This is a genomic window from Rhodosalinus halophilus, from assembly GCF_003298775.1.
In the GTDB taxonomy this organism is placed as follows: domain Bacteria; phylum Pseudomonadota; class Alphaproteobacteria; order Rhodobacterales; family Rhodobacteraceae; genus Rhodosalinus; species Rhodosalinus halophilus.
Genome location: NZ_QNTQ01000011.1, coordinates 1 through 19,593, shown reverse-complemented (window position 1 = coordinate 19,593; position 19,593 = coordinate 1). Strand labels below are relative to the sequence as shown.

Genomic DNA, 19,593 nt, shown 5'->3' with positions numbered 1-19,593 from the left:
CCTGCGGATGACGCGTGCGCAGCTCTGGACCGATCCAAAACGTCCGGCAGGGTTGTGCGAGACCGTGAGTTAATCCGGCCAATTCTTTGATTGGGAACAGGATTCAGCGATATCTGCGGACCGGCGCGGAGGGCGGGCCCGCTCGCTCAGACCTGCATCTCCTTGGTGTCGGAGAGCCGCAGGTCGGGCCAGTCCCGCGCCACCCGGTCGATGTCCCACTGAAGCCGGGTGAGATAGACCATGTCGCCGTCGTTGTCGGTCGCCATGTGCTGCTTGTTGGCGTTCGCGAAGCGCTCCAGCGTGGCCTTGTCGCCCGAGACCCAGCGGGCGGAGGTGAACTGCGTGGGCTCGAAGCGCACGGGCAGCCCGTACTCCAGCTCGATCCGGCTGGCCAGCACGTCGAACTGCAGCGCGCCGACGACGCCGACGATGAAGCCCGACCCAACCACCGGCTTGAAAACCTTGGCCGCCCCTTCCTCGGCGAACTGCATCAGAGCCTTCTCGAGATGCTTGGCCTTCATCGGGTCGCCCGCGCGCGCGGCCTGGAGCAGCTCGGGCGCGAAGGAGGGGATGCCGGTGACGCGCAGGGCCTCGCCCTCGGTCAGCGTGTCGCCGATCCTGAGCTGGCCGTGGTTCGGAATGCCGATGATGTCGCCGGCCCAGGCCTCTTCGGCGAGCTCCCGGTCGGAGGCGAGGAAGAGGACCGGCGCGGAAACCGTCATCGGTTTCTTCGACCGGACGTGCAGGAGCTTCATGCCCCGCCTGAAGTGACCGGAGGCGAGCCGCACGAAGGCCACCCGGTCCCGATGCTTGGGGTCCATGTTCGCCTGAACCTTGAAGACGAAGCCGGAAACCCTTGATTCTTCGGGTGCAATCTGGCGCGGCTCGGCGCGGGCGGGTTGCGGTTCGGGGGCGTAGGCGCCGATGCCGTCCATCAGCTCCTTCACCCCGAAGGAGTTGATCGCCGAGCCGAACCAGATGGGCGTGAGATGCCCCTCCTGCACCGCCTGCAGATCCAGCGCCGGCAACAGTTCGCGCGCCATCTCGACCTCTTCGCGCAGCTTCTCGAGAAGCTGCGCCGGCACGTGCTCGGCGAGCTTCGGGTCGTCGAGCCCCTCGATCTCGATCGACTCGGCCACCCGGTTGCGGTCGGCGCGGTCCATGAGCTCCAGCCGGTCGCGCAAGAGGTCGTAACAGCCCAGGAAATCCTGCCCCATTCCGATGGGCCAGCTGGCCGGGGTCACGTCGATGGCCAGATTTTCCTGGATCTCGTCGATGATCTCGAAGCTGTCGCGGCTCTCCCGGTCCATCTTGTTGCAGAAGGTCAGGATCGGCAGGTCGCGCAGGCGGCAGACCTCGAAGAGCTTGCGCGTCTGGCTCTCGACGCCCTTGGCGCCGTCGATCACCATGATCGCGGCGTCCACCGCCGTGAGCGTGCGGTAGGTGTCCTCGGAGAAGTCCGAGTGGCCCGGCGTGTCCACGAGGTTGAAGCGGAAGTCCTTGTAGTCGAAGGACATGGCGGAGGCCGAGACGGAGATGCCGCGGTCCTTCTCCATCTGCATGTAGTCCGAGCGCGTGCGCCGCGCCTCGCCCTTGGCGCGCACCTGGCCCGCCATCTGGATCGCGCCGCCGTAGAGCAGGAACTTCTCGGTCAGCGTTGTCTTGCCCGCATCGGGGTGCGAGATGATGGCGAAGGTGCGCCTGCGGGCGATCTCGGCCGGCAGGTCGGGGCGGTTGGGGCGCGCGTCGAGCATGGCGCGGCATATAGGGGAGGGGCGGTGCCTGCGCAATCGGCACGGCCGGCGGGACGGCGCTGTTTCGCTGCGCGAAAGGCGCCCCGCCCGCCGTCCCGTCAGCGCGCGGAGGCACGGCGCAGCAGATCGACGGCGTCGGGGCGCCGGATCAGCCGCTCCTGCACCTCGAAGTCGAGGTGCGGGGCCGCGCCGTGGCCCGGCAGGCGGTTCGACAGCGCCTTCGTCAGCGTCTCGGGCAGCACCGGGCGGGTCTGGGTGTCGACGAGCAGGGACTCGGCCGCGATGCCCTCGGCGTAGATGATCTGGTGCCGGTCGAAGAGCAGCTGGAAGTAGTCCACGAAGCCGCCCTCGCGGACATGCACCGTGGTGCCGTTCACCAGATGCCGGGCACGCACCAGGACCTCGGCGCGGCCCGCGCCGAGCCTGTCCTCGCGCTGCCAGACGAAGAGGCGGTGATCGGGGCTGACGACGAGATCGGCGGCGTTGTGCAGCGCGCCGGCCGTGATGACGATGGGGGCGAAGGCGCCCACGGCGCGCACGGTGCTCTGCCCGATCCAGCGCAGCGGCTGCGCGCCGTCGTCGCGGGTGAGCACGCGGTCGCCCGCGCGCAACTCCTCGATGGGGATCTGCGCGCCGGAGGCCAGCGTGATGCGCGTGCCGCGCGAGAAGGACACGCAGCCGACCTCGGCGAAGCGGCGGCGCGCGCCCGCGCGGTCGATCCCGACGAGCGCGTAGGGAACCCGCGGGGCGAGCCGGGCCATGGGATGAAGGTAGATCGCCTCCACATGGCCGCTCTCGTCGAGCTCGACGAGCACCAGCGCCTCGGCCGGCACACCGTCCGGGCCCATCAGAGTGAGGCAGCAGTCGAGATGCAGGGGGGCCCCGGGCCGACCGACGCCGCTTCCCTGTGCCACGGCGAAGGCGGTCCCGTCCGAGGGATCGACCGCCAGACGGGCGGGCCGCGCCTCCTTGGACAGTTCGTAGACGTCGTCGGGGAGCAGTTCGTCGGCGAAGCCCAGCGGATCGCCCAGATTCGTGCCCTCCACCACGGTGAACTGCGGCGCTTCGTAAACGGGAAGCTGCAGCGGCGGGCGATCGGCGGGCATGACGGCGGCACCTCCTGGACGTCGCATCCTATCGCGCCTTGCGTGCAATGGAAATGTGGCGCGGCCGGGGAAGGCGGGGGGCCTTTTGCTGGCCTCGGCGTGCGCGCGATGCTAAGCGCCTGCGACGGATACGAGGAGGGAGCGAGGCCGATGGATCTTGGGATCGCGGGGCGGCGCGCGCTGGTCTGCGCGTCGAGCAAGGGGCTGGGGCGCGGCTGCGCCGACGCGTTGGCGGCGGCGGGCGCCGATCTTGTGATGAACGCGCGCGGCGCCGAGGCGCTCGAGGCCGCTGCGCAGGAGATCCGCGACGCGCATGGCGTGGAGGTCACGGCCGTCGCGGCGGACATAACCACCGAGGCGGGGCGCGCGCAGGTGCTCGAGGCCGCGGGCGAGATCGACATCCTCGTGACGAATGCAGGCGGGCCGCCGCCGGGGCTCTGGTCCGACTGGGACCGCGACGACTTCATCGCGGCGCTCGACGCCAACATGCTCGCGCCCATCGCGCTGATGAAGGCGCTCCTGCCCGGCATGATGCGCCGCGGCTGGGGCAGGGTGGTCAACATCACCTCGCAGTCGGTCAAGGCGCCGATCCCGCAACTGGGCCTGTCGAACGCGGCGCGCGCCGGCCTGACGGGCTACGTCGCCGGGACCGCGCGGCAGGTGGCCGAGGCCGGCGTGACGATCAACAATCTGCTGCCCGGAATCCACGCCACCGACCGGGCCGACGCGCTCGATCAGGGCGTGGCCGAGCGCGAGGGCATCACGCTCGAGGAGGCGCGGGCGCGGCGCGCGGCGACGATTCCCGCCCGCCGCTACGGCACGGCGGAGGAGTTCGGCGCCGCCTGCGCCTTTCTCTGCTCGGTGCACGCGGGCTTCATCGTCGGGCAGAACCTGCTCCTCGACGGGGGCGGGACGAACTTCACGATCTGAGCGGCGTCCGCGTCCGGAGTGGGTGGCCGCGTCTTGAACGCGCCCGCCCGGCTTGCTATCTGCCCGCGAAGCCGAGAAATTCGCTCGGAAACCCCGGAAGGCCCCCGTCTTGCTGCCCGAAGCGCCCCGTCTCGAGATCCGCGGTCTCGTCCGCAGCTACGGCGGGCGCCGGGTGGTGGACGATGTCTCGCTCACCATCCGCCCCGGGCAGGTGACCTGCCTGCTGGGGCCCTCCGGCTGCGGCAAGTCCACCACGCTCCGGATCATCGCCGGCGTCGAGATGCAGGACGCCGGAGAGATCTGGGTCGATGGCAAGCTGATCTGCGACACCGTCTTCCGCATCCCGCCCGAGCGGCGTTCGATCGGGCTGATGTTCCAGGATTTCGCGCTCTTTCCGCACCTCACGGTGGCCGACAACGTGGGCTTCGGGCTGCGCGGTTCGAAACCGGCGCGGCGTGCGCGCGTCATGTCGCTGCTGGAGCGGGTGGGGCTCGCCCATTACGCCGACAACTATCCTCATGCGCTCTCGGGCGGCGAGCAGCAGCGGGTGGCGCTGGCGCGCGCACTCGCGCCGCGGCCGAAGATCATGCTCATGGACGAGCCCTTTTCGGGCCTCGACAACCGGCTGCGCGACGGCATCCGGGACGAGACGCTCACCCTGCTCAAGGAAGAGGATACCGCCGTCCTGCTGGTCACGCACGAGCCGCAGGAAGCCATGCGGATGGCCGACGAGATCGCGCTGATGCGCGACGGCGCGATCGTGCAACGGGGGGCGCCCTACAACATCTACAATGCGCCGGTGGACAAGGCGGCGGTCGCCTTCTTCAGCGACATCAACGTGATCCGCAGCACGGTGAACGGGGCGCTCACGGAGACGCCCTTCGGCCGATTCCTGGCGCCGGGCGTGCCGGACGGGGCCGAGGTGGACATCGTGTTCCGGCCGCAGCACGTGGGCATCGACTTCGACCGGAACGGGCACGGCCCCAACCCCACCGCGCGCGAAGGCGTGGCCGCGCGCGGCGTGGTCGAGCGCGCGCGCTTTCTGGGCAACGAAAGCCTGGTGGAGTTCCGCATGGACTTCGACGGCTCGATCCTGAAGGCCACGGTGCCCAACGTCTTTCTGCCCAAGCGCGGCACGCCGCTTTGGCTCACGATCCGGCGCGACCGTTGCTTCGTCTTCCCGGCGACCGGCCCGGTGCAGGTCTAGGCACGCGCCGCGACGGCCCGTGCGCGGCAAGACACCGCACTCCGTTTGCCGCGGGGGCACGGAAACAAAGCGCACGCCGTGCCGTTCCAGCCGGGCGCGAAAGGGAGTGACCGTGCCGTGACGCCGTTCTGGAAACTGTCCGCCGCCGGCTTCGCCGCGACCGGCATCGCCTACGGCCCCGCGCGGATCGGCTTCGGGCTGTTCCTGTCCGAGTTCCGGTCGGCCTTCGGCCTCTCGACGCAGGCCGCGGGTCTCGTGTCCGGCGCGGGCTTCGCGAGCCTGTTCTTCGGGTTGCTGGTCGCGCAGCGCATGACGGCGCGTCTGGGTCCGCGGCTGCCGGTGGTCGCGGGGCTGTGCGCCGCCGCGCTCGGCATGGCGATTGTCGCCTCGGCGCCCGGGGTGGTGGCGCTGACGCTCGGGGTCTGTCTGGCGATGTCGAGCACGGGCTTCGCCTGGACGCCCTTCAACGAGGCGGTCCAGCGGCGGCTGCCGGACGGGGCGCGGCCCGCCGCGCTCTCGGCCGTCAGCACCGGCACCGCGCTCGGGATCGCGGCTGCGGGGGCCGCCGCCTTGCTGGCGAGCCTTTACGGCGTGTCGTGGCGGCTCTGCTGGGCCCTCTTCGCGGCCGCCGGTGCGCTGACCGCGCTGGCGAACCTGCGCGCCCTGCGCGAGGCGGCGGGGCCGCGGGCGTCGCCCCGGGCCTGGCGTTGGCGCGCCTTCGCCGCGCCGCCGGCGCGTCCGCTTTTCGCGGTCGCGCTGTCCCTCGGGGTGACCTCGGCCATCTACATCTCCTTCGCGGCGGACCGCATCGCGCGCTCCGGGGGACTCGAGGGCCTGCCCCCCAGCGCCGCGCCCGGCGTCGTCTACGGTATCTTCGGCCTTTTCGGCCTCCTCGGGGTCTTCACCGGCCGGGCCCGCACCTCGGCGGGACTGGCGCGGCTGCTGCACCTGCTGCTGCTCGGCTCCGCGGTGTCGCTCGCCCTCGTCACGGCGACACCGGCGAGCTGGGCGGGCGTGGCCCTGTCGGCCGGATTGCAGGGCGTCCACGTGATGATGACGAGCGCCGTGCTCGCGTTCTGGTCGGAGCGGCTCTTTCCCGGCCAGCCGGCGCGGGGATTCACGGCGGCGCTTCTCGCCTATGCGCTGGGAAGCGTGGCGGGGCCGATCCTCGCCGGCGCGGCGGCGCAGCAGCTGGGCGAGGTGCCGATGTTCCTTGGCGCCGCGGCGGTCTCGCTGGGAACCGCCGCGGCCCTCAGGCCCGCCTGGATTAGGGAGCGCGCCGCGCAGCGCGCGGCTGGGCCCGGCGCAGGCTGACAGCCGCCCGGCGGGCACCGCGCCACGCGCAGGGTCCGGCCTTCAGGGGCGCAGGATGCGGTTTCGCAGCACACCGATGCCCTCGACCTCGAGCGCGATCTCGTCGCCGGGCGCGAGCCGCCGGCCCACCTCGAGCCCGCAGCCCGTGCCCACGGTGCCCGAGCCGATGACCTCGCCCGGATACACCGTCTCGGAGGCGGAGATGTGTTCGAGGATGCGGCCGAAGTCATGGTGCATGTCGCGGGAGTTGCCACCGCCCCAGCGCTCGCCGTTCACCCGCGCCTCCATGTCGAGCGCCACGGGATGCGCGATCTCGTCCGCGGTCACGATCCAGGGCCCGAGGATATTGCCGGTGTCGAAGTCCTTGCCCTTGGCGGGCCCGAGCTGGCCGGCCATCTCGACCATCTGCGCGTCGCGCGCCGAGACGTCGTTGAGGATCGTGTAGCCCCAGATGTAGGGCTCCGCCTCGGCGGCCCTGATGTCCTTGCCCGTTCGGCCCACGACCATCGCCAGCTCCAGTTCGATGTCGAGAAACTCCGCGTAGGCGGGCCAGAGGATGTCCTGCCCGTCGCCGATGAAGGACATGCGGTTGCCCTTGTAGTAGATCGGCTGGTCGTACCAGACCTGCGGGATCTCGAAGCGGCGGCCGGTCATCTTTTCGGCGGCGGCGAAGGAGTTCTTCAGGTGCGCCTCGAAAACCAGGCAGTCGCGATACTGCACGGGGCGTATCGGGCAGCGCATCCCTGCCTCCGCCAGCGGGATCGTCGCCTCGGCTGCCTGCAGGCGCGCGCGCACCGTGTCGAGCGCGGCCGCGCCGCCCTCCACCACCGCCAGCATGTCCGGGAAATCGGCCGAGAGGTCCACGACCCGCGTCTCGTCCAGCACCACGACGGGCCGCTCCCGGCCCTGATACGCCACGGTTCCGAGCTTCATCGCCTCAGTCCTCCAGGATCGCGACCGCGCGGGTGAAGCCGCCCGAGGCGCCCTTGATCTTCACCGGGAAGCAGCTCACCGTGAAGCCCGTGGCCGGCAGGCTCTCGAGGTTCGTGAGCTTTTCCATGTGGCAATAGCCGATGTCCATGCTGGCGCGGTGCCCTTCCCAGATGATGGACGGATCATGCGTCTCGGCCCAGCGTTTCGCGGTGTGGGAAAAGGGCGCGTCCCAGGACCAGGCGTCGGTGCCCGTGACCCGCACGCCGCGCTCCAGCAGATACATCGTCGCCTCCCGGCCCATGCCGCAGCCCGAGTCGACATAGTCGGGCTGGCCATAGCGCGCGCCGGCGCGGGTGTTGACCAGCACGATGTCGAGCGGCTTGAGCTCATGTCCGATGCGCGCGAGCTCTTGCTCGACCTCGGCCGCAGAGACGACGTAGCCGTCCTCGAAATGGCGGAAGTCGAGCTTCACGCCGGGATTGAGGCACCACTCCAGCGGCACCTCGTCGATGGTGATCGCCCGCTCGCCGCGGTTCATCGTGGAATGGTGGTGGTAGGGCGCGTCGAGATGGGTGCCGTTGTGGGTGGCGACCTTCAGGAACTCGATCGCCCAACCCTCGCCGCCGGGCAGGTCGTCCTTCGTGAGGCCGGGAAAGAAGCTCGCCACCTGCTCGGCGGTCTGGTCGTGGGTCATGTAGGTGATCTCGGGCAGCATGATCGGCGGGTCCGAGGCGATGTCGGCCTCGAGCGCCACGGAGATGTCGATCAGTTTGCGGGACATGAGCTCTCCTCCAGCTTGGATTCAGCGGTGCGCCTGCGGCGCGCCTCCTTCGTCTCGTCGGGGGCCTTCGCCCCCTCCTCGGGCGTGCCTCCGGCGGGGGTATTCATGGCAAGAGGAAGGACCGGGGTGCGTCATAGCGGAAAGGTTGCGATCACGGGGAAGGCCATCACGAGCGCGAGTACGAGGGCCATCATCGCCGCGAAGGGGGCGGCGCCGGCGAAGATGTCGCCCAGCGTGATGGCGGGGTCGTCGAGGGTGGACTTGATGACGTAGACCGAGATGCCGAAGGGGGGTGTGAGCAGGCCGATCTCGACCGCGATCACGGTGACGATGCCGAACCAGATCAGGTCGACGCCCATCGGCTGCACCACCGGCAGCATCAGCGGCACGAGGATCAACATGATGGAGGACGAATCGAGGATCATGCCGAGCGCCACGACGATCAGCACGTAGAGGAGCATCAGGCCCCAGAAGCCGAGGTTCGCCTGCGCGGCCCAGTCGCCGAGGCCGGCGGGCACGCCGGAGAAGGCCAGCATCCGCGAATACATCTGCGCCGCGATGATGAGAAAGCAGACGGCCGCGGTGACGAGGCCGGTCTCGACGAGCACGCGCCACAGCGCGCGCCAGCCCAGCCTGCCGCGCGCGAGGCCGAGGGCGAGCGCGCCTATGGCGCCCATGGCGCCGGCCTCGACCGGCGTGAAGACACCGGCGTAGATGCCGCCCAGAACCAGCGCGATGAGGCTCGCGATGGGCAGGCCCTTCGACAGAAGCTGAGCGGGCGGCAGGTCGCCCTCGGGCGCGGGGTCCGGCGTGCCCACGAAGCGGGGCGTGAAGATGGCCATGAGCACGATGCCCGCCCCGAAAAAGAGCGCGAGCAGCAGGCCCGGCCCGATGCCGGCGAGGAAGAGGTCGCCGATGCTCTGCTCCGTGAGGATGCCGTAGAGGATCAAGAGCAGCGAGGGCGGGATCAGCATGCCCAGCACCGAGGACCCCGCCACCACGCCCACCGAGAAGCGCGGGGAATAGCCGTGGCGGCGCATCTGCGGCACGGCGATCTTCGTGAAGACCGCGGCCGAGGCGATGGAGATGCCGGTGATCGCGGCGAAGATCGCGTTGGCGCCCACGGTGCCCACGCCGAGGCCCCCGCGCAGGCGGCGGAACATGGCGTTGGCCACGTCGAAGGCGTCGCGCCCCAGCCCGGCCTCGGCCACGAGGAAGCCCATCAGCACGAAGAGCGGCACCACCCCGAAGAAGTAGCTGGAGATCGCGTCGTTGGCGGCGAGCGCCAGCAGCTTTGCGGCGAGATCCGGCGAGCCCTTGATCGCCCAGACGCCCGCGAAGCTGCACAGGATCAGCGCGATGGGCACGAAGAGGCCCAGCAGGACCAGCGCGCCCATCGCGGCGAGGGCGAGAATGCCGATCTCGATGGGCGTCATGCAGCGTAGCGCCGCGCGATGCGGGCGAGGAACTGCAGGATCAGCATCGTGCCGCCGAGCACGATGATGCCCTTGACCGGCCAGGTGGGCGCGGTGAAGTCGCCCACGGCGCCGACGAATTCGCCGCGTTCCAGCGCGCGGGTGAAGAGCGGCCAGGTGGCCCAGACGATGGCGCCGACCACGGCCGCGCCAGCGAGGTCGAAGAGCGTCTCGAGCGCGCGGGCGGCGCGCGGGGCGCGCCGGTGCAGCACGGAGAGAACGCCCTCCGACCGGGTCATCCGGCCCGCGCGCAGCGCCTGCGGGATCTGCAGGAAGACGATGGCGACGATCGAGAGCGAGACCAGTTCCGGCACGCCCGAAATCGGCGCGCCGAAGAGGTTGCGGCCCGCCACGTCGAGGCCGACGAGCGCCATGAGCGCGAGGATCAGCGCGGAGCCCGCGACGTTGAGGCCCTGCGTGGCGGCGTCGAGCGCGCGCAGCGGGAGGGGCTCCCGCCGCGCGTCCGTCGTGTCGTTCATTCGCGGTCCCAGTCGCGCAGCGGCTCGGCCCCGGCCTCGCGCATCGCCTCCATGTAGGCCGAGAGGATCTCGGTCCCCGGGCGGCCCTGTGCGTCGAGCCCCTCGGCCCATTCCTTCGCGGCGTTGTCCATGCCCGCGGCCCATTCGCGGCGCATCTCGGGGCTGGCGTCGGTGATCGTGGCGCCGGCCTCTTCCATCTTCTGGAAGGCGGTCTCGACGGCGGCCTCGAGTTCGTCATGATACCAGGTCATGGCGGCATCCGCGCCCTCGTGCAGCGCGTCCTTCACTTCCTGCGGCAGGCCCTCGTACCAGCCCTCGTTGGCGCAGAGCGCGCCGGCGAACTGCGCGCCGAGGCCGAAGCGGGTGATGTAGGGCGCGACCTCGAAGAGCTTGCCTGGCAGCGCGGCCGAGGCGAAGACGATCACCCCGTCGTAGACCCCGGTCTTGAGCTCGTTGTAGTAGGTCGTCAGGTTCCCCGAGACGCCCACCGCGCCGGTGCCCGACAGCCAGTTGATCGCGGCGCCGGGCGCGGCGATCTTGCGGCCCTCGAGGTCGTCGAGGCTCTCGACCGGGAAATTCGTCATCAGCATGTAGTCGTCGATGCCGATGGGCGCGCCAAGATAGACCACGCCGTTGTCCTCGTAGGCGCGCGTCATCGCCGGCTCTTGCTGGTGCAGCTGGTGCATGAGCGTCGCCACCTGCCGCACGTCGTCGGAGACGAAGGGGGTGTAGTAGGTCACGTTCTGCACCGCGAGCTTCGCCGGGTCGAAGAGCGCCTGGCATGTGCCGATCTCGGCCAGGCCAACCTCGATCGCCTCCAGTTCCTCGCCCACGCCCGCGATGGCGCCGCCGAACTGGTTGGAGAAGGTGATGGAGTGCTCCGTGCCCTCGAGCGCCTCCTGCACCTTCGGCTCGAAGACCTCGTCGATCATCCGGACCCAGCGGAAGACCGGCGGATGGCCGGCGGCGACGGTGGCGCTGAAGCTTTCGGCGGGGGCGGCGGCAGGCGCGGCGAGCGCACAGGCCAGCACGGCTGCGGCGGCGATGCGATGCATGGGTATCCTCCCTTGGCGCGGCCCTCCTTCCAGGGCCTTCGGGGCGCAGAATGGACCGCGTGGCGCGGAGCGGCAAGAGGGTGGGGCGGTCCGTCCGGGGGCGGTGGAGGCATCCGGGCCGCCTGCCCTGGCATGGTTGGAACGCGGTGCGAGTCCAATCCAGGCGAGCCGGCGATGCGCCGACTCTGCGAAGGGACGCGCGGCCGGGCGGCATGTCCTCTGTCGGGGCGATGCGGGGGGCGTCGCGCGGTCTGGATCTCGGCGATGCCCGACCGCGCGACGCGCGCCATGGCAACAGACCCGGATGTGGCAGATATCCCAGGGGCGCCCTGCTGTCCTGGGCCGCCCGGCACCCAAGTGCGCGGGCGACCGCCGGATGCCCTGCGCGGCGGTGCCCTGCCGGGGATGCGGGGCGCGTGATGCAACCTTCACTGACCGCGACATGTGCCCGCGTCTTCGTTCGACAGGTGTCGCGCGCTGTGTTAACGTTGCGTCATGTTTCGGCCGGCCGCCAAGCGCGGCAAGAGTTACACCGAATTCAGCGGGGTTTTCCGATGTCGATCCATTCTGGCGTGCGAATCCTGACTCCTTTCGTGTTCGCTGCAGCCGTGGCCGGGTGCCAGACCGGAAGTACTGGCGGGACGCCCTACTATTCAGAGAGCAGCCAGCCCCAGACCCAGTCCGCCACGCCTGTCAGCAACGCGCAGAGCAGCCCTTCCGTCGGCGGTGAAGGTGGCGGAGCCGGTGGCACGGGCGGCGGCGGCGCCTCCGGAGGGGGTGGCTCCTCCGGCGGTGGCGGTTCCTCCGGCGGTGGCGGTTCCTCCGGCGGGGGTGGTTCCGCCGGAGGCGGTGGTGGCGGCGGCAGCTGGAGCTGACAGCCGCCATGCGCCTCGGTGCCCATCTCGCAGGCGCCGCGGTCTCGCTCGCGGCGCTATTCGGGTCTCCGGCCACCGCGGAGCGCATCGCGGTCGTGGTCGGCAACCAGGACTACGAGACCGTCAACGATCTCTCGAACGCGCGCGCCGACGCCCGCCGCATGGCGGAAACGCTCCGGGAGATGGGCTTCGTCGTGTTCGACGACTACGACGTCGACCGCGAAGGCTTCGAGACGCTCATGCGTCAGTCGATCCTCAATGTGGACGAGGGCGCCGAGATCGTCTTCTTCTATGCCGGGCACGGCATCCAGATCGGGCGGCGCAACTACCTGCTGCCCACCGACGTGGCCTTCGACTCCATCTACGATCTGCCGGTCGAATCGATCACCCTGGACCGGGTGATCGACCTGCTCTCGGCGCGCGGCGACGTGCATGTCGCCATGATCGACGCCTGCCGCGAGAACCCGTTTCCGGACACGAAGCTCGCCGGCGAGCTCGACGCCTCGCTCTTCGAGACGCGATCCGGCTTCGACGTGTTCCAGACACCGTTGAACTCGCTTCTCGCCTTTTCCACGGCGCCGGGGATGGTCGCATACGACGGCGAAGAGGGCGGGCACAGCCCCTATACGGCCGCGATCCTCGAGGCGATGCGGGAACACCCCGATGCAGAGGCGACGGAGCTTTTCTCGCGCGTGCGTGCGCGGGTCTACGAGGCGACGGGCGGACGCCAGGTTCCCTGGGAAAGCTCGACGCTGGTGCGGCCCTTCACCTTTCTTTCGGCGGAGGCACGCCAACCCGAGAGCGCGACGCCCGAAACCACCGGGACCGGCGGGGCGCGCAGTTCGTCGTCACCGGGTCCGGACGAGCCCCCGCTCCCCGAGACGGTGACCCTGACGCTGCCCTATGACCGTTCCGTCGCGCTGGGGCCCGCGCTGGCCGAAGCTCTGGGCCGGGGGGAGCTGCCGCCTGTGTCGGTGGTCGAGCGCGCGGCCAACGGCCTCGTCACCATGAACGGCGCGATGACCTATGCGCCAACGATCACCGAGCGGCGAGCGGACACGCTCGCGCAGACGGTCACCGACAGCGTCACGCTGGAGGTGGGCGGCGGCGCGCGTGTCGAAGTCAACCTGGAGATGGAAGTGAACGCCTGCGACCTGGCTGCGGGCGACGCGCTGGACCCGGGCGGCGTGGGATTCTACCGCCTGCCGAACGAGATTCCCGTGGCCGAGGCGCGGGCCGCCTGTTCCGCCGCGCTGGAGGCGGCGCCGGACGTGGCCCGCTTCCGCTATCAGCTGGGCCGCGCGCAGCAGGCCGCCGCCGATTACGAGGCCGCGTTCCGCAGCTTTCGCCATGCCGCCGACGCAGGGCACGTCCGGGCGATGTACGCGACCGCGCGGCTGTTGACCTCGCAGCAGGTGGACCGCGACCTCTTCGACGTGCCCGAGGATCGGGCGCGCGCGAACGCCTTGCTGGAGCGGGGGATCGCCGCCGGGGATCCCTTCGCCATGCACTTGCTGGGCCGGTTCCTGCTGCGCAACGGCGAGACGGACGCCGAACTCGAACGCGGATTCGAGCTGCTCGACCGCGCGGCGGAACTCGGCCACACCTATTCGATGAACGAATTGGGCGTCTACTTCCTGAACACCGACGGCGCGCATTTCCTGCCCGAGCGGGGGCTGCGCTACCTGCGCGCCTCGGCGGCGCGCGAGGATATCTACGGCTACCATAACCTGGGCTTCGTCGAACTCTATGCGCTCGACGGCGGAGAGCCGGATTACGGGGCCGCCTACGCGTGGTTCGTGCGCGCGGCCGAGGGGGGCCATCCGCGCGCCCCCGCGGATCTCGGCCGCATGATCGTGCGCGGCCAGGTGGACGAGAGCCCCCGGGAGGCCGTGCGGTGGTACGACATGGGGCTCGCCCGCGGCGACGGCTGGGGCGGGGTCAACGCCGCCAACATGATCCTGAACGGGGAGGTCACGGGGTTCTCCACGGCCGAAGCGCTGGTCCGCGCGGCCAAGGCGCTGCACCTGCCCGACGAGGAGGCGGCGGCGCGCGCCCGGGCGCAGATCGCGGGGCAGACCGAGCGCGATCTTGCGCGTGCGATCCAGCGTCTTCTCAACGAATTGGGCGAGGAGGTGACGGTCGACGGCGTGATCGGGCCGCGCACGCGCGCCGCGATCGAGGCCCGCATCGTCGCCGCCGGCCTGCCGCAGCCGGGCAGCGCCCCGTCGGAGATGCTCACCGCGCTCGCGAAGGCTTACTGGGCCGAGAATCCGGTGCGTTCGGACCTGTTCTAGAGCGTATTGCGGCGGATCGGATTCACCTGCCCGTCGCGACCGCGACGGGCACGCGCCCGCCCGCCCCCAAGGCGGGCGCGTTCCGCGCCCACCCGGGCGGTCGCGCGCCCGTCGTCGAAGTGTTTCCGTGTAAACGCAACACGACCCAGGCGCTCATCCGCGCCGCGCGCACCAGCGTCGCATCGAGGAGGGGTCGTGCGGCCGCCTGGTGGGGGGCTCGAGAACCGTTCCGCGAGGCCTCGCGGCGCGGGACCGGGGACTTGCGTCATTCGCGGCGCGCGGCGCGGCGCCGCTGCTTGCGGCCGACTTCGCTGTAGCGGGTATGCTTGATCCGCTTGTAGTCCGCGGGTCGGAAATCCTTGTCCGGGTGCCAGCAGACGACTGTCTCGCCGGCGACGCGCGTTTCGAACAGGGTGCCCTTCCAGACGGTATAGGTCTTGAGCGTGGTCTCGAAGTCGGGCTGGTCCACGTATTCTAGAAAGATCGCCAGCGGACTGGCCTTGTTGGCCTCCACCACTGCCAGCAGACGCTCCGCCTGCTTCATGTAGACCTTGCGCGCGTGACTGAGATAGAGGCCGCGCATGCCGCCCAGGAGGTGCTTGAGCACCTCGACCGGCGTGCCCAGGGGCACCTCGGGAAGGCTGCTGTAGCTTCCCAGGAGTCCGTCGAGCCAGCCCAGCGACTGCGAGCGCTCGACCTTCTCCAGCACGTCCTCGTTCATCTCGGTCAGGCTGATCGACTCCAGATCGTGCAGACCCATGGTGCCCCCTCGATGATGCCGGCCGTTCAGGCGCGCAGGTCGAAGCCGTTGTCACGCGAGGCTTCGAGCACGGCGCGCCACGCAGGCGGCGCATAGCCATTGGCGCGGGCGCGGATCGCGCAGCCCATGCGCTCGGCCTCGGCCTTCAGCTCCGCCGCCTCGTCCGCCGAGAGGCCGGCCACATGAAGCGGTCCCTCGATCCGCGCGCAGCTTTCGGGCGGGCCGACTGCCAGCGGCAGCAGGAGCACGGTGCCCGGCGGGACGGAGTCGGCGATCCGGGCCTCCATGCGGCGGGCCTTCTCCTCGTCGCTGAACGGGCGGTAGGCGTAGATGACGTCGTAGCCGGAGTAGCCGTCGAACTGCAGCGCGTCGGCTTCGAACACGCATGTGTCGAGGGCGGGCGCCCGGGCGAGCAGGCGCCGGGCCGCTTCGGCGTGCGCGGGGTCGAACTCGAGGCCATCCGCCCCGTCGAAGACGCGCGCCGCCGTCAGCACCTTCAGCCCGCCGCCGCAGCCGACGTCGAGAAAGCGGGTGGGCGACCTGCGGCCCAGGGCCAGCATCACGCGATGCGCTGCGTGGATGTGCTCCAGGAACGCGGAGTGCGGCATCGGAATGTCGTCGTGGCAGCCATGATCGCGCGCCACGTCCGACTGCGGCGCGCCGTTGAACATGCCGTGCATGACCGCAAGCAGATCGTCCGTCATGCGCAGTTGCGCGGCCCGGCGCGGATCCTCGGGCGGCTCGGGATAGAGCGGCACGCGCGCCGGCGGCGCCTGGGACATGACCAGAGCCTGGATCCCGGGCCAGGCGTTGAGCGTGCGTCGCAGTTCGGCGGCGGCCATCGTCACCTGGTGCCAACGGCGCTCGGCCGCTATCACGCCGGCGCGGTCTTCGGCCTCTCGTCTCTCCGAGGCGAGACTGCGCTGGACGTCCATGAGAAGGGCATTGCCCCTGTGCAGGCCGCGGTTCATCGAGCGACAAAGATCCGTGATTCGCGCGGGCGCGTCCCATACGCGCGCCGCGACCATGGCAGAAAGCTCGGCGGCGACCCGACGGCATTCGGCTTCGAGCGCGGCGATCCGGTCCGCGAAGCTTTCGGGGCCGGGCGTCTGCTGCAGCATGTGTTCCCCATGCCCGGTCGAGTGTGCGTCGCCGAAAGTCTAGCACAGAGCCTTCCCCTTCGGAACGCAGGTTTCAATTGTTGCCCGTCAGGGGCATACTGGCGCAGGCTCAGCGGAGCGGCCGGATGCGCCATAGGTTGGAGTCGAACATGTTGCAAAACAGGACAGGCCGATGCGCGCTCGCGCCGCTGGCAATGGTCGCCGCTCTGGCGGCGCCCGGTGCCGCCCTGGCGCAGGTGGCGGACTCCGACGCGCAGCGGCAGAAGCTCGTGACGCTCGTCGGAATCCCCTCCGGCACCTCAGCGCCGCACGGTGCGGTCTATTTCTCGCTGTCCGGCGCGAACCGGCAGAGCGCGACGAACGACGATCCCGACGGCTCGCTGTCGTTCGGGGTGGGCTTCGGCAGCGCAGAGGAGGCGATCGGGGTCCAGCTTTCGGCGACGCTGACCTCGCTTACCGATGACTTCGGCGACTCCGGTTACTTCGGCATAAAGGCCTCGCGCCGGCTCCATGCCGGCGAGAACGCACTGACCTACGTCTCGCTTTCGGCCGACCGGCTCGGCGGCTGGGGCGCTGCAGAAGACGACGACGTGCGCGCCGATCTCGCCTTCACCAGCTTCACGCGGATCGCCGATGGTGCCTATCCGGTGATGCTGACGCTGGGCGCGGGCACGCATCGGCGCGACGACGAGACCGAACCGGGCCTCTTCGCGGGCGCGGGCATCGGGCTCACGGAAAACTTCGGCGCGAGTCTCGCCTGGACGGGCGAGACGGCGACCCTTGGCGCCTCGTTCCGGATCGACGGTCTGGAGAATGTCTATTTCACGCTCGCGGGCGAGGACATCTTCGATCAGAAGGACCGCCAGCGGGTCAGCTTCACGGCCAGCTTCGTCAAGTTCGACCTGTTCGGGAGATAAGCCATGCCTGCACGCGCGAACGCAGTTTCCGCCGCCGTCGCGGCGCTCGCGGCCGCGGCGCTCGCCGCGTCGCTCGCGCGGGCGGGCGACGATCCGATCGATGGCGCAGGCCCCAGCTTCGTGCCGCCCCTGCCTGCGCCGCCGGCGGGTGTCTCCGGGCTGGACTTGCCGCCGCTCTCGGACGGAGCAACCGGAGAAGAGGCGCAGCAGGCCGCCGCCAATGGGGCAGCGGCCCTCGCGGCGACCGAGGTCGGCGACACGGCGACCGCGGCCATCGCAAACCAGCTGGAAGCGGCGCGGAACTTCTGCGGTCGCATCGTGGACCGGGATTACATCGTCGATTGCCTCGCCTCCGAGATCGGTGCTCTGGCGGACCGAATGGCCGAAAGCGGGGACTATGCGCCCGTGCGCGAACAGCTGGAGCAAGCTTCGCGCAGCCTGAGCGATCTGGCGCAGTCCAACCGCGATCCGGACAAGCCCAGAGCGCGCGCGCGCCGCGGCGGTCCCGCGCCGCAGACGTCCAGCCGTCCGCTGACGCCGACGCGCGCAGAGGCGCTCGACGAGGTGCTCGAGGGCGCCGCGACGATCCTGGAGGAGGTGGAGACGACCCTGCTGCGCTCCACCCAGCAGGGCGACGAGCGGCGCGTGCATTTCGAGCGCATCGCGGAGGCGGTCGGCTCCAACAAGGTGCTGCTGCGCTCGCTCTAGGCGTCAGCCGGGCCCCGTCGTGACGAAGAAATAGACCCATTCGCCGCGGTAGTCCGGGTCGTCGGCGCGTGCGGCGGAGATGCTTGCGCGCAGAGCCTCCAGATACGGCAGCGCCGGCTCGACCATCGGGCGCGGCGCGTCGAAGAGCGGGCGGGAACTCGCGAAGGCCACGGCGAACTCCTGACCGAAGGGCGGCGCGATGCGGATGTCGAGCGAGGGGCGGCCCGGGCGCGGCGCACCGACCGAGACCTGCGCTTCGGGCGCGAGGCGTTCCAGCGGCACGGTCTCGTTCGGCTGCAGGTGGATGACCCGCCCGGCGGCGTCGAAGTAGTCCACATAGACGTAGGAGGGATAGTCCGGCGCCTCGAGGTCGAGCACCAGCCGCTCGCCCTCGGCATAGCGATACTCGCGGACATGCGCCTCCTGACCGATGATGCGCGGGTCGGTGAACTGTTCGGCCGATTGCGGCAGACCCACGCGCGCCACGGCGTCGAGCATGTCGCACTGCGGCCGCGGCAGAACGAGAAGCCGGTCGTCGATGGGAATCGATCCGCCCAGCCGGGCGCGGAGCGCATCGCGCACCGGTGCGGCCGCGGCGGGCTCGGGGACGTGGCCGCGCAGCGCGAGCGTGCCGCTTTCGGGCTGGAAGATCGCCTGAAGCCGCGCGCAGCCCACCGCGTCGAGCGCGGCCTCGATCCCGTCCCGCAGGGCATCGCCCTCGGCGCGCGCCGCGTCGGGCCGCATGAAGGCCGAGATCGCGGCGAGAGAGGCGCTGTCCACGCTCTCCTGACCGCTGCCGCTCCAGGCGAGAACGGCGCTCGCACTGTCGCTCGGCGGCGCGCTGGGGCCGAGCGGCGTGGCCAGGCGCGCGCTGTCGGTGCCTCCGGCCGGGGCCGCCTCCGGCGATGAAGAGGCGGCCGCCGTCGCCTGCGGTGCCGCGGCGGCGGCCGCGGCGGCGGTGGCTGCCGGAGCCGTCGAAGCTGCCGCGGCTGCCTGCGGCGCGCTCGGCGTGGCGGTCGGGCTTTCCGGTCGGGACGTGTCGAGGCCGGCGGCGGGGGGCCGCGTCCCGGCCGCAGGCGCCGCGCGCGCCTGTGCGGCTGGGGCCGATGCTGCGGGCAGGGCGGCGGAAAGGATGCGCGCGCCCTGCGCCTGTCGCGCGGGCACACCTGGCGACGCAGGCGGTCGCGGCGTCGCTGCGGCAGGTCTGGCCGGGGTCGGGTTTGCGCTTGCAGCCTCGGCCTGAAGCGCCTGGGCCGCCATGGCGCCGGACTTCGGGGACACGGGACGCGCAGATCCCGCCATCGCGGGAGCGGGCGCGGCGTTTACCGGCTCCATCGCGCTCGCGGCCAGAGAAGCGGCATCATCCGTCTCGCGGGCGGCAAGGCGGGGGATGTCGGGCAGCGCGGCCTGTGCCGCCGCCTGGGCTGCGGCGCGGTCCGCCTCCACCGTTTCCGGGGAGTGCACGGCGGGTGGGGCGGCGGTTGCGCGCGGATCGCCCTGCCGCGAGGCGGTCGCACGCGGCGTGGCGGGGCGCGCGGCCTCCGTTCCCGGCTGCGCGGCGCGCGCGCTGGCGGCCGCGGTCTGGGCAACGGCGGCGACGGAGGCATCAGCGCGCGGCGGGGTCGGGCTGACGGCGTCCGCCTCGACTTCCGCCGCGCTGGCGGCATCCGCCTTCGGGGCGAGACCGGCCGCCCGCTCCGCAAGCTCCGGCGCGGCCGCCGCAACCGCAGCTTGGCGCACCTCCTCCGCAGGCAAAGGCGCGCCGCCGGGCGGCGCCTCGGACAGCGGCTGCGCCGCAAGCGCGGCGCGGCTTTCATCCAGGGCGCGTGCAGCGGGCGTCCGGCTCCGCGCCGCGTCGCCCGATGGCGGCACGGCCGCGGC

At 71.1% G+C, this 19,593-nt stretch carries 16 protein-coding genes; 6 read left to right on the top strand and 10 right to left on the bottom strand.

What is annotated here, in order from left to right:
• Positions 1 to 146 precede the first annotated feature (146 nt).
• Positions 147 to 1,754, bottom strand: coding sequence for a peptide chain release factor 3 (locus DRV85_RS12405; protein ID WP_113289795.1), 1,608 nt, complete (start codon positions 1,752 to 1,754; stop codon positions 147 to 149).
• Positions 1,755 to 1,852: 98 nt separating this feature from the next.
• Positions 1,853 to 2,860, bottom strand: a complete 1,008-nt coding sequence (locus DRV85_RS12400) for a Hint domain-containing protein (RefSeq protein ID WP_113289794.1) — start codon at positions 2,858 to 2,860, stop codon at positions 1,853 to 1,855.
• Positions 2,861 to 3,010: 150 nt separating this feature from the next.
• Between DRV85_RS12400 and DRV85_RS12395 the strand changes: the two genes are divergently transcribed.
• From DRV85_RS12395 to DRV85_RS12385, 3 genes are all read left to right on the top strand, one after another.
• Positions 3,011 to 3,790, top strand: coding sequence for an SDR family oxidoreductase (locus tag DRV85_RS12395; RefSeq protein WP_113289793.1), 780 nt, complete (start codon positions 3,011 to 3,013; stop codon positions 3,788 to 3,790).
• A 109-nt stretch (positions 3,791 to 3,899) separates the two neighbouring features.
• Positions 3,900 to 4,997 carry an ABC transporter ATP-binding protein gene (locus DRV85_RS12390; protein ID WP_199525919.1) on the top strand — a complete coding sequence of 366 codons (1,098 nt, stop codon included), beginning with the start codon at positions 3,900 to 3,902 and terminating at the stop codon, positions 4,995 to 4,997.
• 117 nt (positions 4,998 to 5,114) lie between these two features.
• Complete coding sequence (locus DRV85_RS12385) at positions 5,115 to 6,311, top strand: MFS transporter (protein WP_113289792.1); 1,197 nt, start codon at positions 5,115 to 5,117, stop codon at positions 6,309 to 6,311.
• 42 nt (positions 6,312 to 6,353) lie between these two features.
• Here the strand turns inward: DRV85_RS12385 and DRV85_RS12380 are convergent, their stop codons facing one another.
• The 5 genes from DRV85_RS12380 to DRV85_RS12360 all read right to left on the bottom strand — a co-directional run bounded on the left by DRV85_RS12380 (position 6,354) and on the right by DRV85_RS12360 (position 11,034).
• The gene (locus DRV85_RS12380; RefSeq protein WP_113289791.1) at positions 6,354 to 7,244 is read right to left on the bottom strand and encodes a fumarylacetoacetate hydrolase family protein; all 891 of its coding nucleotides are present in this window, start codon (positions 7,242 to 7,244) and stop codon (positions 6,354 to 6,356) included.
• Between the two features lie 4 nt (positions 7,245 to 7,248).
• Complete coding sequence (locus DRV85_RS12375) at positions 7,249 to 8,025, bottom strand: cyclase family protein (protein WP_113289790.1); 777 nt, start codon at positions 8,023 to 8,025, stop codon at positions 7,249 to 7,251.
• A gap of 131 nt (positions 8,026 to 8,156) precedes the next feature.
• The gene (locus DRV85_RS12370) at positions 8,157 to 9,461 is read right to left on the bottom strand and encodes a TRAP transporter large permease (RefSeq protein ID WP_113289789.1); all 1,305 of its coding nucleotides are present in this window, start codon (positions 9,459 to 9,461) and stop codon (positions 8,157 to 8,159) included.
• Positions 9,458 to 9,979 carry a TRAP transporter small permease subunit gene (locus DRV85_RS12365; RefSeq protein WP_113289788.1) on the bottom strand — a complete coding sequence of 174 codons (522 nt, stop codon included), beginning with the start codon at positions 9,977 to 9,979 and terminating at the stop codon, positions 9,458 to 9,460. The genes DRV85_RS12370 and DRV85_RS12365 overlap by 4 nt, the downstream gene beginning before the upstream one ends.
• Positions 9,976 to 11,034, bottom strand: a complete 1,059-nt coding sequence (locus DRV85_RS12360; protein WP_113289787.1) for a C4-dicarboxylate TRAP transporter substrate-binding protein — start codon at positions 11,032 to 11,034, stop codon at positions 9,976 to 9,978. Before DRV85_RS12360 ends, DRV85_RS12365 begins: the two co-directional genes overlap by 4 nt.
• Positions 11,035 to 11,917: 883 nt before the next feature.
• Between DRV85_RS12360 and DRV85_RS12355 the strand changes: the two genes are divergently transcribed.
• The gene (locus DRV85_RS12355; protein ID WP_113289786.1) at positions 11,918 to 14,206 is read left to right on the top strand and encodes a caspase family protein; all 2,289 of its coding nucleotides are present in this window, start codon (positions 11,918 to 11,920) and stop codon (positions 14,204 to 14,206) included.
• A gap of 265 nt (positions 14,207 to 14,471) precedes the next feature.
• On the opposite strand, the gene DRV85_RS12350 is transcribed toward DRV85_RS12355, so the two are convergent.
• The gene (locus DRV85_RS12350; RefSeq protein WP_113289785.1) at positions 14,472 to 14,966 is read right to left on the bottom strand and encodes a hypothetical protein; all 495 of its coding nucleotides are present in this window, start codon (positions 14,964 to 14,966) and stop codon (positions 14,472 to 14,474) included.
• Positions 14,967 to 14,992: 26 nt separating this feature from the next.
• The gene (locus DRV85_RS12345) at positions 14,993 to 16,087 is read right to left on the bottom strand and encodes a class I SAM-dependent methyltransferase (protein ID WP_113289784.1); all 1,095 of its coding nucleotides are present in this window, start codon (positions 16,085 to 16,087) and stop codon (positions 14,993 to 14,995) included.
• 194 nt (positions 16,088 to 16,281) lie between these two features.
• On the opposite strand from DRV85_RS12345, the gene DRV85_RS12340 reads away from it, so the two are divergent.
• On the top strand, positions 16,282 to 17,004 hold the full coding sequence (locus DRV85_RS12340; protein ID WP_113289783.1) for a hypothetical protein: 723 nt from the start codon (positions 16,282 to 16,284) through the stop codon (positions 17,002 to 17,004).
• A 3-nt stretch (positions 17,005 to 17,007) separates the two neighbouring features.
• Positions 17,008 to 17,712, top strand: a complete 705-nt coding sequence (locus DRV85_RS12335; RefSeq protein WP_113289782.1) for a hypothetical protein — start codon at positions 17,008 to 17,010, stop codon at positions 17,710 to 17,712.
• 3 nt (positions 17,713 to 17,715) lie between these two features.
• Here DRV85_RS12335 and DRV85_RS19190 read toward each other — a convergent pair whose 3' ends face one another.
• Positions 17,716 to 18,492 carry a DUF4384 domain-containing protein gene (locus DRV85_RS19190; RefSeq protein WP_158540152.1) on the bottom strand — a complete coding sequence of 259 codons (777 nt, stop codon included), beginning with the start codon at positions 18,490 to 18,492 and terminating at the stop codon, positions 17,716 to 17,718.
• Positions 18,493 to 19,593 lie beyond the last annotated feature (1,101 nt).

Coding starts and splice junctions, on each gene's coding strand:
- DRV85_RS12380 (WP_113289791.1), bottom strand. CDS start 7,244: ATGAAGCTCGGAACCGTGGCGTATCAGGGCCGGGAGCGGCCCGTCGTG.
- DRV85_RS12375 (WP_113289790.1), bottom strand. CDS start 8,025: ATGTCCCGCAAACTGATCGACATCTCCGTGGCGCTCGAGGCCGACATC.
- DRV85_RS12365 (WP_113289788.1), bottom strand. CDS start 9,979: ATGAACGACACGACGGACGCGCGGCGGGAGCCCCTCCCGCTGCGCGCG.
- DRV85_RS12340 (WP_113289783.1), top strand. CDS start 16,282: ATGGTCGCCGCTCTGGCGGCGCCCGGTGCCGCCCTGGCGCAGGTGGCG.
- DRV85_RS12345 (WP_113289784.1), bottom strand. CDS start 16,087: ATGCTGCAGCAGACGCCCGGCCCCGAAAGCTTCGCGGACCGGATCGCC.
- DRV85_RS12360 (WP_113289787.1), bottom strand. CDS start 11,034: ATGCATCGCATCGCCGCCGCAGCCGTGCTGGCCTGTGCGCTCGCCGCG.
- DRV85_RS12370 (WP_113289789.1), bottom strand. CDS start 9,461: ATGACGCCCATCGAGATCGGCATTCTCGCCCTCGCCGCGATGGGCGCG.
- DRV85_RS12335 (WP_113289782.1), top strand. CDS start 17,008: ATGCCTGCACGCGCGAACGCAGTTTCCGCCGCCGTCGCGGCGCTCGCG.
- DRV85_RS12395 (WP_113289793.1), top strand. CDS start 3,011: ATGGATCTTGGGATCGCGGGGCGGCGCGCGCTGGTCTGCGCGTCGAGC.
- DRV85_RS12400 (WP_113289794.1), bottom strand. CDS start 2,860: ATGCCCGCCGATCGCCCGCCGCTGCAGCTTCCCGTTTACGAAGCGCCG.
- DRV85_RS12405 (WP_113289795.1), bottom strand. CDS start 1,754: ATGCTCGACGCGCGCCCCAACCGCCCCGACCTGCCGGCCGAGATCGCC.
- DRV85_RS12350 (WP_113289785.1), bottom strand. CDS start 14,966: ATGGGTCTGCACGATCTGGAGTCGATCAGCCTGACCGAGATGAACGAG.
- DRV85_RS12355 (WP_113289786.1), top strand. CDS start 11,918: ATGCGCCTCGGTGCCCATCTCGCAGGCGCCGCGGTCTCGCTCGCGGCG.